The organism is Pseudomonas fluorescens (assembly GCF_902498065.1).
GTDB lineage: Bacteria > Pseudomonadota > Gammaproteobacteria > Pseudomonadales > Pseudomonadaceae > Aquipseudomonas > Aquipseudomonas fluorescens_BJ.
Genome location: NZ_CABVIR010000003.1, coordinates 93,016 through 107,986, shown reverse-complemented (window position 1 = coordinate 107,986; position 14,971 = coordinate 93,016). Strand labels below are relative to the sequence as shown.

Here is a 14,971-nt window from a genome sequence, read left to right as displayed (position 1 = left end):
CAGCGGTTACGGGCTTCGAGTCAGCTACTTTTGCGACTCGTGTACAACGTGCCAGACGTCCTTCATCTTGTCGCCCACCATGTCGCCGGGTTTTTTGTCCTTCACGAACGTGTAAAGAGGTTTACCGTCGTAAGCGTATTGACTCGTGCCGTCATCGCGCTTGATGACGCTCCACTTGCCGGCGGCGGTGGCACCCGCCGGAGCCATCATGGGTGGCCAGTTTTTGGCGCAATCGTCATTACACATCGACTTGCCGCCGCTGTCCTTGTCAAACGTGTACAAGGTCATGCCCTTGTGGTCGACCATCATCCCGTCCTTCATCATCGCCGGGTCGGCGGCGAAGGCCATGGTCGGCAGCGTTAGCGCTGCAGTCATTAACAATGACTTCCAGGATTGAGCAATGTGATTCATGGAAACCTTCCTTTTGTGGTTGTCAGGATTCGGACTTAGAGCTTAGTTCAGGATCACGACAATCGCCGGGCGACTAGAATACTGTCACACGACTGCAATAATTCCGTTATCTAATGCGGCGCAAGACAGTTAAATGACAAGAGGATTAATGGCATGGTTGGCAGGAGCATTCTGATCGTCGACGACGAAGCGCCCATTCGCGAAATGATCGCCGTTGCGTTGGAAATGGCCGGCTATGACTGCCTGGAGGCCGAGAACTCGCAGCAGGCCCACGCCATCATTGTCGACCGCAAGCCGGACCTGATCCTGCTCGACTGGATGCTGCCCGGCACCTCCGGCATCGAGTTGGCCCGCCGTCTCAAGCGCGATGAGCTGACCGGGGACATCCCGATCATCATGCTCACCGCCAAGGGCGAAGAGGACAACAAGATCCAGGGCCTGGAAGTCGGCGCCGACGACTACATCACCAAACCGTTTTCCCCACGCGAGCTGGTCGCGCGTCTGAAAGCCGTGCTGCGCCGTGCCGGCCCGACCGATGGCGAGGCACCAATCGAAGTCGGCGGCCTGCTGCTGGACCCGATCAGCCATCGCGTGACCATCGACGGCAAGCCTGCCGAGATGGGTCCGACCGAATACCGCTTGCTGCAGTTTTTCATGACCCACCAGGAGCGCGCCTACACCCGTGGTCAGTTACTGGATCAGGTCTGGGGCGGCAACGTGTATGTCGAAGAACGCACCGTCGATGTGCACATCCGTCGTCTGCGCAAAGCCCTCGGCGATGCTTACGAAAATCTGGTACAAACCGTGCGCGGCACCGGCTACCGCTTTTCTACCAAAGCCTGATCCGGACCTTTCCCGCCCGACAAGCTGACAAGGACGCGCGTTCAAGTGAACCAAAACTGGCATGGCACCCTGATTCGCCACATGCTGCTGCTGGTCACCGCCTGCCTGGTGATCGGTCTGATCACCGGCTATTACGGCTGGAGTCTCGCCGCAGGCCTGGGCCTTTACCTGGCCTGGACCCTCAAGCAATTGCTGCGTCTGCACGAGTGGCTGCGCCTGCACAAACCCGATGAAGCGCCACCCGATGGCTATGGCCTGTGGGGCGAAGTGTTCGACAGCATCTATCACTTGCAACGCCGCGACCAACGGGTGCGCGGACGCCTGCAAGCGGTGATCGACCGGGTCCAGGAGTCCACCGCCGCGCTGAAAGACGCGGTGATCATGCTCGACACCGACGGCAACCTCGAATGGTGGAACCGCGCGGCGGAAACCCTGCTCGGTCTCAAGACCCCGCAGGACAGCGGCCAACCGGTGACCAACCTGGTGCGCCATCCGCGCTTCAAGGAGTACTTCGAGCAGGACAGCTACGCCGAGCCGCTGGAAATCCCCTCGCCGATCAATGATCGCCTGCGCATTCAGCTGTACATCACCCGCTATGGCAACAACGAACACTTGATGCTGGTGCGCGACGTGACGCGCATCCATCAGCTGGAACAGATGCGCAAGGACTTCATCGCCAACGTCTCCCACGAATTGCGCACACCGCTGACAGTGATCTGCGGCTATCTGGAAACCCTGCTCGACAACGTCGAGGACGTGAATCCGCGCTGGAGCCGTGCCTTGCAGCAAATGCAGCAACAAGGCGGGCGCATGCAGACGTTGCTCAACGACTTGCTGCTGCTGGCCAAACTGGAAGCCACCGATTACCCGTCGGACAACCAGCCCGTGGCCATCGACGGTTTGCTGCAATCGATCAAGGGCGATGCGCAGCAACTGTCCGGGCAAAAGAATCAGCGCATCACCCTGGAAGCCGATCCGACGATTCTGCTCAAGGGCAGCGAAGCCGAATTGCGCAGCGCGTTTTCCAACCTGGTGTTCAACGCGGTGAAATACACCCCGGCCGAAGGCAATATCCGCATTCGCTGGTGGGGTGACGAGCAAGGCGCACACCTGAGCGTGCAGGACTCGGGCATCGGCATCGACAGCAAACACCTGCCGCGCCTGACCGAACGCTTCTACCGTGTCGACTCCAGTCGCAACTCCAACACCGGCGGCACAGGGCTCGGGTTGGCCATCGTCAAGCATGTGCTGCTGCGCCACCGCGCACGGATGGAAATCAGCAGCGTGCCGGGCCATGGCAGTACGTTTACCTGCCATTTCGCGCCGGCCCAGGTCACCAAATCCCGGGTCATCAGCACAGCCGATTGATACCGACGAGCACTCGCCACTAGGCAATCGACAAGTCAGCCGCTACATTGGCTGACTTGGGCCTGCCTTTCAGGCACCGCATTTACCCCTTTTTCGAATTCACGGAACCCGCAAAACTCCATCATGGACCCTTCCCCTGGCTTGACCCTCGCGACACTCTTCGCCGACTTCGGCATGATTCTTTTTGCTCTGATCCTGGTTTTGCTCAACGGCTTTTTCGTTGCGGCGGAATTTGCCATGGTCAAACTGCGCTCGACCCGGGTCGAGGCCATCGCTGAGAAAAACGGCTGGCGCGGGCATATCCTGCGCACCGTTCACAGTCAGCTCGATGCCTACCTGTCGGCGTGCCAATTGGGTATCACCCTCGCCTCCCTTGGTCTTGGCTGGGTTGGTGAACCGGCGTTCGCGCACATTCTCGAACCGCTGCTGGAAGCCGTCGGCGTGCAGTCGCCTGAAGTGGTCAAAGGCGTATCGTTCTTCGCCGCGTTCTTTGTGATCTCGTACCTGCACATTGTGGTCGGCGAACTGGCCCCGAAATCCTGGGCCATCCGCAAACCCGAGCTGCTGTCGCTGTGGACCGCCGTGCCGCTGTACCTGTTCTACTGGGCGATGTACCCGGCGATTTACCTGCTCAACGCCAGCGCCAACACGATTCTGCGGATCGCTGGCCAGGGTGAACCCGGCCCCCACCACGAGCACCATTACAGCCGTGAAGAACTGAAACTGATTTTGCACTCCAGCCGTGGCCAGGACCCAAGCGACCAAGGCATGCGCGTACTCGCCTCCGCCGTGGAAATGGGCGAGCTGGAAGTGGTCGACTGGGCCAACTCCCGCGAAGACTTGGTGACGCTGGAGTTCAACGCGCCGCTCAAGGAAATCCTGGCGATGTTCCGTCGCCACAAGTTCAGCCGTTATCCGGTGTACGACAGCGATCGCCAGGAGTTCGTCGGCCTGCTGCATATCAAGGACCTGTTGCTGGAACTGGCAGCGCTGGACCACATTCCCGAGTCGTTCAACCTGGCAGAGCTGACCCGTCCGCTGGAGCGCGTGTCGCGCCATATGCCGCTGTCGCAGTTGCTGGAGCAGTTCCGCAAGGGCGGTTCGCACTTCGCACTGGTCGAAGAGGCCGACGGCAACATCATCGGCTACCTGACCATGGAAGACGTGCTGGAAGTGTTGGTCGGCGACATTCAGGACGAACACCGCAAGGCTGAACGCGGGATCCTCGCGTACCAACCGGGCAAGCTGCTGGTTCGCGGCGATACACCACTGTTCAAGGTCGAACGCCTGCTGGGCATCGATCTGGATCACATCGAAGCCGAAACCCTCGCCGGGCTGGTTTATGAATCCCTGAAACGGGTGCCGGAAGAGGAAGAAGTGCTGGAAGTCGAAGGTTTGCGGATCATCATCAAGAAAATGAAAGGGCCGAAGATCATTCTGGCCAAGGTGTTGATGCTGGATTAAACAGGCAGACCCGGAACCCTGTCGATCCCATCGCGGGCAAGCACGCTCCCACAAGGACTAGCGCAGGACCTGTGGGAGCGGGCTTGCCCGCGATGGCATCAGGTCAGGCAGCCCATTATTGCTTGCCCAACGCAAAGTTGGGCAACGGCCCTACCGGTTGATTGAACTGATACGGAATCGACACCAGCCCCAATCCTGTATTGCGCTGCACCACGAAATGCAGGTGCGGCCCGCTGCTGTTGCCGGTATTGCCCGACAAGGCCAGTGGACTCCCCACCGACACCCGTTGCCCTTCGCGAACGCTCACTGACCCTTGCTTGAGGTGCAGGTAAACGCCCATCGTCCCGTCATCGTGCAGCACGCGCACGAAATTGCCTGATGGATCGTTGCCGCGTCCGGTCTGGGCATTCTCGGTTTTCACCACCACCCCGCCTCGCGCCGCGACGATCGGCGTGCCTACGGGCATGGCGATGTCCATGGCGTAGCGATTCCTTGGGCCAAAGTGGCTGTATTGGCCATTGGCACCCTGACTGAGCCGAAACGGTCCGCCACGCCAGGGGAACGGGTATCGATAGGCCATGGCAGCCCCTGAGGGGTCTCCCAGGGAGTATTCGAATTTGGGGGTATACGCCAGCGGCATCTCCGCTTTCGTGGCCGTGAGCAGCGCCAGACGAATGCTGCTGCGCGCCGGCATGACCCGGCGAATCGGCCGGCTCGGCGCACCGCTGACGTTCTGCAGCCCGGCGAAACTCAACTCGATCTCTACCGGCGCATACAGGTCATTGCGCACGTACACGCTGTCCACGCCCTTCTTCTTCGTGATGACGAGGTACACCTGACGCTCAAGGTGCTCGACCATGCGATCACGAAACGTGAACACCTGGGAGCCCTTCGTGGGGCGGTCGCTGTAGGAGACCACGCCATTGGCATCGGTGGATTTGTAGATGGTCATCGCCATGGCCGCGGTGGACGCCATGAACAGACCACAGAAAAACAGCAGGCGCGCGAGCATGGGCAGGATTCTGTCGAGTAAGGCCTGGGAAAGAGCCTAGCAGCTGCAATGGACCCGGGTAGTCGGCAGATGTTTCAAAATGGGCAGTTGCGCAGATGTGCGGTGTATGTGATGGCCCCATCGCTAGCAGGCTGGCTCCCACAGGGGAATGCATTCCAATGTGGGAGCCAGCCTGTTAGCGATGGCGGATTGTCAGGCGACGAAGATCACGCGCCCGGAACGAAATGCTTCTGCGCCGTACCACGTGCTATCAAACGGGAGATGTAATCGAGCTTTTGCGCGTCCTGATCGACAAAGCGGAACGTCAGTTGCAGCCAATCGCTGTCGGGCTTCTGCTCGTGGGCGACGATGGCGTGCAGGTAACCGTTCAGGCGGGCGACTTCAGCGTTGTCACCCTGTTCCATGTCGAGCACGGCGCTGTCGAGCACTTGCGGCAGCGCATCGGTGCGTTTCACGACCAGCAGCGCTTCCTTGAGGCTCAAGGCCTTGATCACGCATGGCTGAATGCCGTTCGGCAGGCGCAGTTGGCCTTGCCCACGACCGCCGGAGGCTGCAGCGGCGGCAACCGGAGCCTTGACGGGCGGATTGTTGAGCAGGCCTCGCGATGGCGCAGCAACCGGGGCGGGTGCCGCCGCGACCACTTCCGCCTTGCCGCCGGTCAATGCGCTCAACGAATCATTGCCGAATGCCGAGTTCATTTTGGTCGGTGCGCTGTTCATCAACGTGTCGAGCTTGCCCACCTTGTTCAGCGCCTGTTTGACCTTGGTCAGCAGTTGCTCGTTGGTGAACGGCTTGCTGACGTAGCCGGATACACCGGCCTGGATCGCCTGGACGACGTTCTCTTTGTCGCCACGGCTGGTCACCATGACAAAGGGCATGGTCTTGAGATTGTCCTGCTCGCGGCACCAGGTCAGCAGTTCCAGACCGGACATTTCCGGCATTTCCCAGTCGCACAGGACCAGATCGAACGCTTCCCGAGCGAGAATGGCCTGAGCCTTCTTACCGTTGACCGCGTCTTCAATGCGGATCCCGGGGAAGTAGTTGCGCAGGCACTTCTTCACCAGGTCACGAATGAACGACGCATCGTCCACGACCAACACACTGACCTTACTCATCCATCACCCCTTTAAAAAATCCCGGCAAGCATACCGCTTTGCTGATGGCACATTGCCAAAAACCTTCAGTCACGCCGGGACTTTTCGTTCGCGGGTGCTGCATTCAAATTCGTAACCCGCAAACAAAAACGCCCGGCCTAAAGGCCGGGCGCTTTACTTGGGCAATATTACTTATCGTCAACTTTGCCCGGAACATTAGCGGTTTCACCACTTGTGCCTTCAACTTCTTCCTTCATGCGCTTGAGGCCCAGGTGCCGCACGTCGGTGCCGCGCACCAGGTAAATCACCAGCTCGGAAATGTTGCGCGCGTGGTCGCCGATCCGTTCCAGCGAACGCAACACCCAGATAATGCTCAAGACCCGCGAGATAGAGCGCGGGTCTTCCATCATGTAGGTGGCGAGTTCACGCAGGGCGGTCTTGTATTCGCGGTCGATGATCTTGTCGTACTGCGCCACCGACAACGCCAGGTCCGCGTCGAAACGGGCAAACGCATCCAGTGCGTCACGCACCATGTTGCGCACCTGATCACCGATGTGGCGAACTTCGACGTAACCGCGCGGCGCTTCGCCTTCCTCGCACAATTGGATGGCGCGGCGGGCAATCTTGGTCGCTTCGTCGCCGATGCGCTCCAGATCGATCACCGACTTGGAAATGCTGATGATCAGACGCAGGTCGGACGCCGCCGGCTGACGACGGGCCAGGATGCGCAGGCATTCTTCGTCGATGTTGCGTTCCATCTGGTTGATCTGGTCGTCGATCTCGCGCACCTGCTGGGCCAGGCCGGAGTCGGCCTCGATCAGCGCGGTCACCGCGTCGTTGACCTGCTTTTCCACCAGCCCGCCCATGGCCAGGAGGTGGCTGCGCACTTCCTCCAGCTCGGCGTTGAACTGCGCGGAAATGTGGTGAGTAAGGCCTTCTTTACTAATCATGTTGGCGTCCTTGGAGCGTCCGGTAAAGTGCGGTGGACCGCAGCGTCAGTTCAGTGAGCAACAACAGCTTCCTAGCCGTAGCGACCCGTGATGTAGTCTTCGGTCTGCTTCTTCGCCGGATTGGTGAACAGGGTATCGGTATCACCGAACTCCACCAGTTTGCCCATGTACATGAACGCCGTGTAGTCGGAAACCCGCGCGGCCTGTTGCATGTTGTGGGTCACGATGACGATGGTGAATTTCGATTTCAGTTCGTAGATCAGCTCTTCGACTTTCAGCGTGGAGATCGGGTCAAGTGCCGAGCACGGTTCGTCGAGCAGCAGCACTTCCGGTTCCACGGCGATGGTGCGCGCGATGACCAGACGTTGTTGCTGACCACCGGACAGGCCGAGTGCCGACTCGTGCAGACGGTCTTTGACTTCGTCCCACAGCGCCGCGCCTTTCAACGCCCACTCGACCGCTTCGTCGAGGATGCGCTTTTTGTTGATGCCCTGGATGCGCAGGCCGTAAACCACGTTTTCGTAGATGGTTTTCGGGAACGGGTTCGGCTTCTGGAACACCATGCCGACGCGACGACGCAGCTCGGCCACGTCTTCGCCCTTGCGGTAGATGTTGTTGCCGTAGAGGTTGATTTCGCCTTCTACGCGGCAGCCATCCACCAGATCGTTCATGCGGTTGAAGGTGCGCAGCAGCGTGGACTTACCGCAGCCGGACGGGCCGATGAAGGCGGTCACGCGCTGTTTCGGGATGTTCATGCTGACGTCGAACAGCGCTTGTTTGTCGCCGTAGAACAGGCTCAGGCCCGGTACTTCAATGGCTACGGTTTCCTGCGCCAGGCTCAGGCTCTGTTTGTCGCGGCCCAGGGCAGACATGTTGATGCCGTGGGTATGTGCTTCGTGCTGCATGGGAGGCTCCCTGTGCTGACAAATTCGGTTCGTTGATCCGCGGCGGAGCCAGCGGGTTACTCAAATTCTGTGTCTGTCGCGGTCCCTGTGGGAGCTGGCTTGCCAGCGATGCAGGCGATGCGGTGTTTCAATAACACCGCGGTGATGCCATCGCTGGCAAGCCAGCTCCCACAGGACTTGTATTAGCTGTCGAGTGCTTTGTATTTCTCGCGCAGATGGTTCCGGATATAAACGGCCGACAGGTTCAATGTCGCGATCACCAGTACCAGCAGCAGCGCGGTGGCGTACACCAGCGGCCGTGCGGCTTCGACGTTCGGGCTCTGGAAGCCGACGTCATAAATATGGAAGCCCAGGTGCATGATCTTCTGGTCAAGGTGAAGGTACGGGTAGTTGCCATCCAGCGGCAGCGACGGTGCCAGTTTCACCACACCTACCAGCATCAGCGGCGCCACTTCACCGGCGGCGCGAGCCACGGCGAGGATCATGCCGGTCATCATCGCCGGGCTGGCCATCGGCAGCACGATCTTCCACAAGGTTTCAGCCTTGGTCGCACCGAGGGCCAACGAGCCTTCACGCACGGTACGAGGAATCCGCGCCAGGCCTTCTTCGGTGGCCACGATCACCACCGGCACCGCCAGCAGCGCCAGGGTCAACGAAGCCCAGAGCAGGCCCGGCGTACCGAAAGTCGGAGCCGGCAGCGCTTCAGGGAAGAACAACCGGTCGACCGAGCCGCCCAGCACGTAAACGAAGAAGCCCAGACCGAACACGCCGTAAACGATGGCCGGAACGCCCGCCAGGTTGTTCACGGCGATGCGGATAATCCGCGTCAGTGCGTTCTGCTTGGCGTATTCGCGCAGGTACACCGCTGCCAGCACACCAAACGGCGTCACGATCATCGCCATGATCAGGGTCATCATCACGGTGCCGAAAATCGCCGGGAAGATCCCGCCTTCGGTGTTCGCTTCACGCGGGTCGTCGCTGAGGAATTCCCAGACCTTGCTGAAGTAGAAACCGATCTTGGTCATCGTGCCCATGGCGTTCGGCTGATAGGCGTGAACCACTTTGCCGATGCCGATTTCAATCTCTTTGCCGTTGGCGTCGCGGGCCGTCAGGCTGTCGCGGTTGAACTGGGCGTGCAGGTCGTTCAGGCGCGCTTCAATGTCCTGATAACGTGCGTTCAGCTCGGCGCGCTCAGACTCCATGTCCGCTTGCGCAGTCGCATCGAGCTTGCCCGCCAGTTCCAGTTTGCGACCGTGCAGACGGATGCGTTCGAGGCCTGCGTTGATCGCACCGATGTCGACTTTTTCCAGACTCTTGAGCTGGGCCGCGAGCTTGTTCACGCGATCCACTCGCGCCTGCAACTCAGGCCACGCCGCTTCGCCTTCGGCGATGATCTTGCCGTCCTGTTTGACGTTGACCAGGTAGCCGTAGAAATTGCCCCACTCGCGACGCTCGATGGCCATCAGCTCAGGCGGGGTTTTCTGATTGGTCAGCCACTCGCCGACGATCCAGGTGAAGTCGTTGCCGTTCAAGTCACGGTTGCCGACCTTGATCAGCTCGCGAGTCATGAACTCCGGGCCCTGATCGGGAACCGGCAGGCCAGCGCTTTTCAGGCGCTCGCGCGGCACTTCTTCCTTCTGCACCACTTCACCGATGACCAGGTGATTGGCCTGGCCCGGCACGTCGTAGCTGGCGTGGATCAGGTCCGCCGGCCAGAAGTGACCCAGTCCGCGCACGGCAATCACCGCAAGCAGGCCAATGGTCATGATGACCGCGATGGACACCGCGCCACCGCTGATCCAGACGCCGGGGGCGCCGCTCTTGAACCATCCATTCAGGGAGTTCTGTTTCACAGACTTCTACCTTTCTTAAAGCGACGAGTATTTCTTGCGCAGACGCTGACGAATCAGTTCTGCGAGGGTGTTCATGACGAAGGTGAACAACAGCAACACCAGCGCCGAGAGGAACAGCACGCGGTAGTGGCTGCCGCCGACTTCCGATTCGGGCATTTCCACCGCGACGTTGGCGGCCAGCGTTCGCAGACCTTCGAACAGGTTCATTTCCATGACCGGGGTGTTGCCGGTGGCCATCAGCACGATCATGGTTTCACCGACCGCGCGGCCCATGCCGATCATCAACGCCGAGAAGATGCCCGGGCTGGCGGTGAGGATCACCACGCGAGTCATGGTCTGCCACGGCGTGGCACCGAGTGCCAGGGAACCGAGGGTCAGACCGCGAGGCACACTGAACACGGCGTCTTCGGCGATGGAGTAGATGTTCGGGATAACTGCGAAGCCCATGGCCAGACCGACCACCAGTGCGTTGCGCTGGTCGTAAGTGATGCCCAGGTCGTGGGAGATCCACATGCGCATGTCGCCGCCGAAGAACCAGGTTTCCATGTACGGGCTCATGTACAGCGAGAGCCAGCCCACGAACAGGATCACCGGAATCAGAATCGCGCTTTCCCAGCCATCCGGTACTCTCAGGCGGATAGATTCAGGCAGGCGACTGAAGACGAAACCGGCCACCAGGATGCCAATCGGCAGCAGCATCAGCAGGCTGAAAATGCCCGGCAAATGCCCTTCTACATACGGAGCGAGGAACAGACCGGCGAAGAAACCGAGGATCACCGTCGGCATCGCTTCCATCAGCTCGATCACCGGCTTGACCTTGCGGCGCATGCCCGGGGCCATGAAGTACGCGGTGTAGATCGCTGCAGCAACGGCCAGTGGAGCGGCCAGCAGCATGGCGTAGAACGCGGCTTTCAGGGTGCCGAAGGTCAGCGGAGACAAGCTCAGCTTCGGTTCGAAATCGGTGTTGGCGGCGGTCGATTGCCAGACGTATTTAGGCTCGTCGTAGTTCTCGTACCAGACCTTGCTCCACAGCGCGCTCCAGGACACTTCCGGGTGCGGGTTGTCGAGCAGCAGCGGTTGAATCTTGCCGCCTTGCTCCACGATGATGCGGTTGGCCCGTGGCGAGAGACCGAAGATGCCCTGGCCTTCTACGACCTGATCCACCAGCAAGGTGCGGTGCGCGGTGCTGTGGAACACGCCGAGCTTGCCGGAGGCATCTAGGGCGATGAAGCCTTTGCGACGTTCTTCGGCAGTGATTTCAACGATCGGCGTGGTGCCCATCTGGAAGGTGCGGATCTGCTTCAGGCGCTGCTCACCATCCGGGTCGCGGGCCATGAACCATTGGGCCAAGCCACCCTTGGAGTCGCCAAGAATCAGCGAGATACCGCCCACCAGCTGGGTACTGGCAGTAATCTCGGCATCGCCGTTTTCGAGCAGTTTGTAGCGACCGTTCAAGCTCTTGTCGCGCAGGCTGAACACGTCAGCTTGCGCACGACCATTGATCACGTACAGCCATTGCTGACGCGGGTCGACGAAGATGTTCTTCACCGGCTCGGTCATCTGCGGCAGATCGATGCGCTTCTGCTCGTTGGTGATTTCGCCGGTCATCATGTTCTCTTCGCTGGTGAGCGACAGCACATTGAGTTGCGAACCGGTGGAACCGACCAGCATCAGGGTCGAATCAGTGGCGTTGAGGCTGACATGCTCCAGCGCACCGCCCGCCTCGTTCAGCGCGATCGGGGTTTCGCCGTACGGGTATTCGACGGCTGGCGAGATGGTTTTCTTGCCGTCCGGGTAGCTGACTTTATAGGTGTGACGGAATACCAAAGCCTGGCCGTTGGACAGGCCCACCGCCACCAATGGATGGCCCGGTTGGTCTTCGCCGATGGACGTCACGGTAGTGCCGGCCGGGATCGGCAGATCGACGCGCTTGAGTTCGGCGCCACTGTCGATGTCGAAGAACAGCGCCTGCCCTTTGTCGGAAACCCGCATGGCGACCTGGTTCTGCTCTTCCAGGGAGATCATCAACGGCTTGCCGGCGTCCTGCATCCAGGCGGGCGTGATGGCGTCCTTGGCCGTCAGGTTCGCACCCTGGAACAGGGGGAAGACGACGTAGGCGAGGAAGAAGAAGATCAGCGTGATCGCGCCGAGAACGGCGAGGCCGCCAACGAGGACGTACCAGCGGGTCAGGCGGTCTTTGAGCGCGCGGATGCGGCGCTTGCGTTGCAGCTCAGGCGTATTGAAATCAATTCGCTTGGGGGGATTTGTAGTCATGGTGGAATTGGCCAGATCATTCATGCGCTCACCCTAGCGATCCTGTATGACAGAAAGATGACAATGCAGTGACGCAGCAAATCCGCCGCCAGCGGGAACTGGCAGTGGATCAAAAATTTGGGGGGTGTAGGAGCCGGCTTGCTGGCGATGGCTTCACCGCAGTGAACCTGTCAGACCGAGTCGACAGGATCGCCAGTAAGTCGGCTCCTACTGATCCGGGGCTAGCCCCGGATCAGGGTTTTACTTTTTTGCGACTTCAGCGCCGCCTTCTTGCAGACCCAGGTCAGCCAGTGCTTTGGCAGCAACCTTGGCTGGCAACGGGATGTAGCCGTCTTTCACTACAACTTCCTGACCCTGTTTGGACAGAATCAGCTTCACGAACTCGGCTTCCAGCGGGGCCAGAGGCTTGTTCGGGGCTTTGTTGACGTAAACGTAGAGGAAACGCGACAGCGGATACTTGCCGTTCAGGGCGTTTTCTTCGGTGTCTTCGATGAATTCAGTGCTGCCTTTCTTGGCCAGAGCCACCGTTTTCACGCTAGCGGTCTTGTAGCCGATGCCCGAGTAACCTACGCCGTTCAGCGAGGAGCTGATCGACTGCACGACCGAAGCCGAACCTGGTTGTTCGTTGACGTTTGGCTTGTAGTCACCTTTGCACAGGGCTTCTTCTTTGAAGTAGCCGTAGGTGCCGGATACCGAGTTACGACCGAACAGCTGAACCGGCTTGTTGGCCAGATCGCCGGTCACACCCAGGTCACCCCAGGTTTTCACGTCGGTTTTAGCGCCGCACAGACGAGTCGAGGAGAAAATCGCGTCGACTTGCTCCATGGTCATGTGCTGGATCGGGTTGTCCTTGTGTACGAACACAGCCAGGGCATCCACGGCAACCGGGATAGCCGTTGGCTTGTAGCCGTATTTGGTTTCGAAGGCTTGCAGCTCGTTGTCCTTCATCTTGCGGCTCATCGGGCCCAGGTTAGCGGTGCCTTCAGTCAGCGCAGGTGGCGCGGTAGAAGAACCGGCAGCCTGAATCTGGATGTTTACGTTCGGGTATTCTTTTTTGTAGTTCTCAGCCCACAGGGTCATGAGGTTGGCCAGGGTATCGGAGCCGACGCTGGACAGGTTGCCCGACACACCAGTGGTCTTGGTGTAGCTCGGGATAGCAGGGTCAACAGCGGCAACCGCGTTGGCAGTCGCAACGCCAGCAGCGACAAAAGTCATTGCCGCCATCAAACGCTTCAGTTTCATGCCTTACTCCTAGCAGATAGGGTGTGTTAAGTCGGGGCCAAGTATCAGCAGGCCGTGTGAACACTCTATGGCTGAAATATGACAATTGGATGAAAGGCCAGTATTCGAGTTTTTACCGGATAATTCATGTACCCCAAATCGCCAGCAGGCTGGCTCCCACATTGGAATGCATTTCAATGTGGGAGCCAGCCTGCTGGCGATTGGGGCCGGTACAGCTACAGAGAGTCTCGGGGATCAGCGCCCCTTCTTCCAAAGGTACGCACCCACCAGAATCCCGACACCACAGATGATCGCCACGTAATACGCCGGCCCCATTGGGCTTTCTTTGAGCAGCAGCGTCACCACCATCGGCGTCAGGCCACCAAAAATCGCATAGGCCAGGTTGTAGGAGAACGACAGCCCGCTAAAGCGCACCACCGCCGGGAAGGCCTTGACCATCACGTAGGGCACCGCACCAATAGTGCCGACCAGCAGACCGGTCAGGGCGTACATCGGGAACAGCCAGTCCGGGTGGTTGAACAGGCTGTGATAGAAGGTCCACGAGCTGAGCAGCAACGCCGCACTGCCGAACACAAACACCCGGCCCGCGCCAAAGCGGTCAGCCAACGCACCGGAAGCAACGCAGCCCAGACTCAGGAATACGATCGCCAGGCTATTGGCCTGCAACGCGGTAGTGGGAGTGAAGTGGTAGACCGTCTGCAGCACGGTCGGGGTCATCAGGATGACCACGATGATGCCGGCGGACAGCAACCAGGTCAGCAGCATGGAAATCAGGATCGCCCCGCGATGGTCGCGCAGTACGGCACGCAGCGGCACTTCTTCGGCCAGCGCCTTGCGCAGTTGCAGCTCGGCGAACACCGGCGTCTCGTGCAACCAGCGGCGCAGGTAAACCGAGAACAGGCCAAATACACCACCGAGCAGGAACGGGATCCGCCAGGCGTAATCCGCCACTTCCACCGGGGTGTAAATGCTGTTGATCGCCGTGGCAACCAGCGACCCCAGGAGGATGCCGGCCGTCAGACCGCTGGTCAGCGTGCCGCAGGCGTAGCCGATGTGCCGCTGCGGCACGTGTTCGGAAACGAAGACCCATGCGCCCGGCACTTCACCGCCAATCGCCGCGCCCTGGATCACCCGCATCAGCAGCAACAGGATGGGTGCCCACATGCCGATCTGCGCGTACGTCGGCAGCAGACCCATGATCAGGGTCGGAACCGCCATCATGAAAATACTCAGGGTGAACATCTTCTTGCGACCCAGCAGGTCACCGAAGTGCGCCATTACAATGCCGCCCAGCGGTCGCGCCAGATAGCCGGCGGCAAAGATGCCGAAGGTCTGCATCAGGCGCAGCCACTCGGGCATGTCGGCCGGGAAGAACAGCTTGCCGACCACCGTGGCGAAGAACACGAAAATGATGAAGTCGTAGAACTCCAGCGCGCCGCCAAGGGCGGACAGCGATAAAGTCTTGTAGTCATTGCGGGTCAACGGACGTGCGGATTGCGTTGGCTGCGCAATGCTCGAGGGCGCTGTGGTCATGGCAAGGCTTCTCTTATAGTCG

General features: G+C 59.9%; 12 protein-coding genes. 3 read left to right on the top strand and 9 right to left on the bottom strand.

What is annotated here, in order from left to right; genetic code table 11:
* Window positions 1–24: 24 nt before the first annotated feature.
* Window positions 25–411, bottom strand: coding sequence for a hypothetical protein (locus tag F8N43_RS13210; RefSeq protein ID WP_150638196.1), 387 nt, complete (start codon window positions 409–411; stop codon window positions 25–27).
* A 153-nt stretch (window positions 412–564) separates the two neighbouring features.
* Here F8N43_RS13210 and phoB point away from each other — a divergent pair, with 153 nt between their 5' ends.
* The 3 genes from phoB to F8N43_RS13195 all read left to right on the top strand — a co-directional run bounded on the left by phoB (window position 565) and on the right by F8N43_RS13195 (window position 4,086).
* The gene (gene phoB / locus F8N43_RS13205; RefSeq protein WP_007896474.1) at window positions 565–1,254 is read left to right on the top strand and encodes a phosphate regulon transcriptional regulator PhoB; all 690 of its coding nucleotides are present in this window, start codon (window positions 565–567) and stop codon (window positions 1,252–1,254) included.
* Window positions 1,255–1,335: 81 nt separating this feature from the next.
* Window positions 1,336–2,622: a phosphate regulon sensor histidine kinase PhoR gene (gene phoR / locus F8N43_RS13200; protein ID WP_263596743.1), complete on the top strand. Its 1,287-nt coding sequence runs from the start codon at window positions 1,336–1,338 to the stop codon at window positions 2,620–2,622.
* A gap of 123 nt (window positions 2,623–2,745) precedes the next feature.
* On the top strand, window positions 2,746–4,086 hold the full coding sequence (locus F8N43_RS13195; protein ID WP_150638200.1) for a hemolysin family protein: 1,341 nt from the start codon (window positions 2,746–2,748) through the stop codon (window positions 4,084–4,086).
* 115 nt (window positions 4,087–4,201) lie between these two features.
* Here F8N43_RS13195 and F8N43_RS13190 read toward each other — a convergent pair whose 3' ends face one another.
* The 8 genes from F8N43_RS13190 to F8N43_RS13155 all read right to left on the bottom strand — a co-directional run bounded on the left by F8N43_RS13190 (window position 4,202) and on the right by F8N43_RS13155 (window position 14,949).
* The gene (locus F8N43_RS13190) at window positions 4,202–5,098 is read right to left on the bottom strand and encodes a peptidoglycan DD-metalloendopeptidase family protein (protein ID WP_150638202.1); all 897 of its coding nucleotides are present in this window, start codon (window positions 5,096–5,098) and stop codon (window positions 4,202–4,204) included.
* 206 nt (window positions 5,099–5,304) lie between these two features.
* Window positions 5,305–6,213 (bottom strand): response regulator, encoded by a 909-nt coding sequence (locus F8N43_RS13185; RefSeq protein ID WP_150638204.1) that lies wholly within the window; start codon window positions 6,211–6,213, stop codon window positions 5,305–5,307.
* A gap of 167 nt (window positions 6,214–6,380) precedes the next feature.
* Window positions 6,381–7,142: a phosphate signaling complex protein PhoU gene (gene phoU / locus F8N43_RS13180; RefSeq protein WP_084317714.1), complete on the bottom strand. Its 762-nt coding sequence runs from the start codon at window positions 7,140–7,142 to the stop codon at window positions 6,381–6,383.
* A 71-nt stretch (window positions 7,143–7,213) separates the two neighbouring features.
* Window positions 7,214–8,047, bottom strand: a complete 834-nt coding sequence (pstB, locus tag F8N43_RS13175) for a phosphate ABC transporter ATP-binding protein PstB (RefSeq protein WP_017341556.1) — start codon at window positions 8,045–8,047, stop codon at window positions 7,214–7,216.
* Between the two features lie 182 nt (window positions 8,048–8,229).
* Window positions 8,230–9,900, bottom strand: coding sequence for a phosphate ABC transporter permease PstA (pstA, locus tag F8N43_RS13170; RefSeq protein WP_150638205.1), 1,671 nt, complete (start codon window positions 9,898–9,900; stop codon window positions 8,230–8,232).
* Window positions 9,901–9,915: 15 nt separating this feature from the next.
* Complete coding sequence (locus tag F8N43_RS13165) at window positions 9,916–11,949, bottom strand: ABC transporter permease subunit (protein WP_191630137.1); 2,034 nt, start codon at window positions 11,947–11,949, stop codon at window positions 9,916–9,918.
* 465 nt (window positions 11,950–12,414) lie between these two features.
* Complete coding sequence (locus tag F8N43_RS13160; protein ID WP_150634563.1) at window positions 12,415–13,416, bottom strand: phosphate ABC transporter substrate-binding protein PstS family protein; 1,002 nt, start codon at window positions 13,414–13,416, stop codon at window positions 12,415–12,417.
* A gap of 234 nt (window positions 13,417–13,650) precedes the next feature.
* Window positions 13,651–14,949: an MFS transporter gene (locus tag F8N43_RS13155; RefSeq protein WP_150634562.1), complete on the bottom strand. Its 1,299-nt coding sequence runs from the start codon at window positions 14,947–14,949 to the stop codon at window positions 13,651–13,653.
* Window positions 14,950–14,971: the final 22 nt, after the last annotated feature.

Coding starts and splice junctions, on each gene's coding strand:
- phoB (WP_007896474.1), top strand. CDS start 565: ATGGTTGGCAGGAGCATTCTGATCGTCGACGACGAAGCGCCCATTCGC.
- phoU (WP_084317714.1), bottom strand. CDS start 7,142: ATGATTAGTAAAGAAGGCCTTACTCACCACATTTCCGCGCAGTTCAAC.
- pstB (WP_017341556.1), bottom strand. CDS start 8,047: ATGCAGCACGAAGCACATACCCACGGCATCAACATGTCTGCCCTGGGC.
- F8N43_RS13210 (WP_150638196.1), bottom strand. CDS start 411: ATGAATCACATTGCTCAATCCTGGAAGTCATTGTTAATGACTGCAGCG.
- F8N43_RS13185 (WP_150638204.1), bottom strand. CDS start 6,213: ATGAGTAAGGTCAGTGTGTTGGTCGTGGACGATGCGTCGTTCATTCGT.
- F8N43_RS13195 (WP_150638200.1), top strand. CDS start 2,746: ATGGACCCTTCCCCTGGCTTGACCCTCGCGACACTCTTCGCCGACTTC.
- F8N43_RS13190 (WP_150638202.1), bottom strand. CDS start 5,098: ATGCTCGCGCGCCTGCTGTTTTTCTGTGGTCTGTTCATGGCGTCCACC.
- F8N43_RS13165 (WP_191630137.1), bottom strand. CDS start 11,949: ATGCAGGACGCCGGCAAGCCGTTGATGATCTCCCTGGAAGAGCAGAAC.
- F8N43_RS13155 (WP_150634562.1), bottom strand. CDS start 14,949: ATGACCACAGCGCCCTCGAGCATTGCGCAGCCAACGCAATCCGCACGT.
- F8N43_RS13160 (WP_150634563.1), bottom strand. CDS start 13,416: ATGAAACTGAAGCGTTTGATGGCGGCAATGACTTTTGTCGCTGCTGGC.
- phoR (WP_263596743.1), top strand. CDS start 1,336: ATGCTGCTGCTGGTCACCGCCTGCCTGGTGATCGGTCTGATCACCGGC.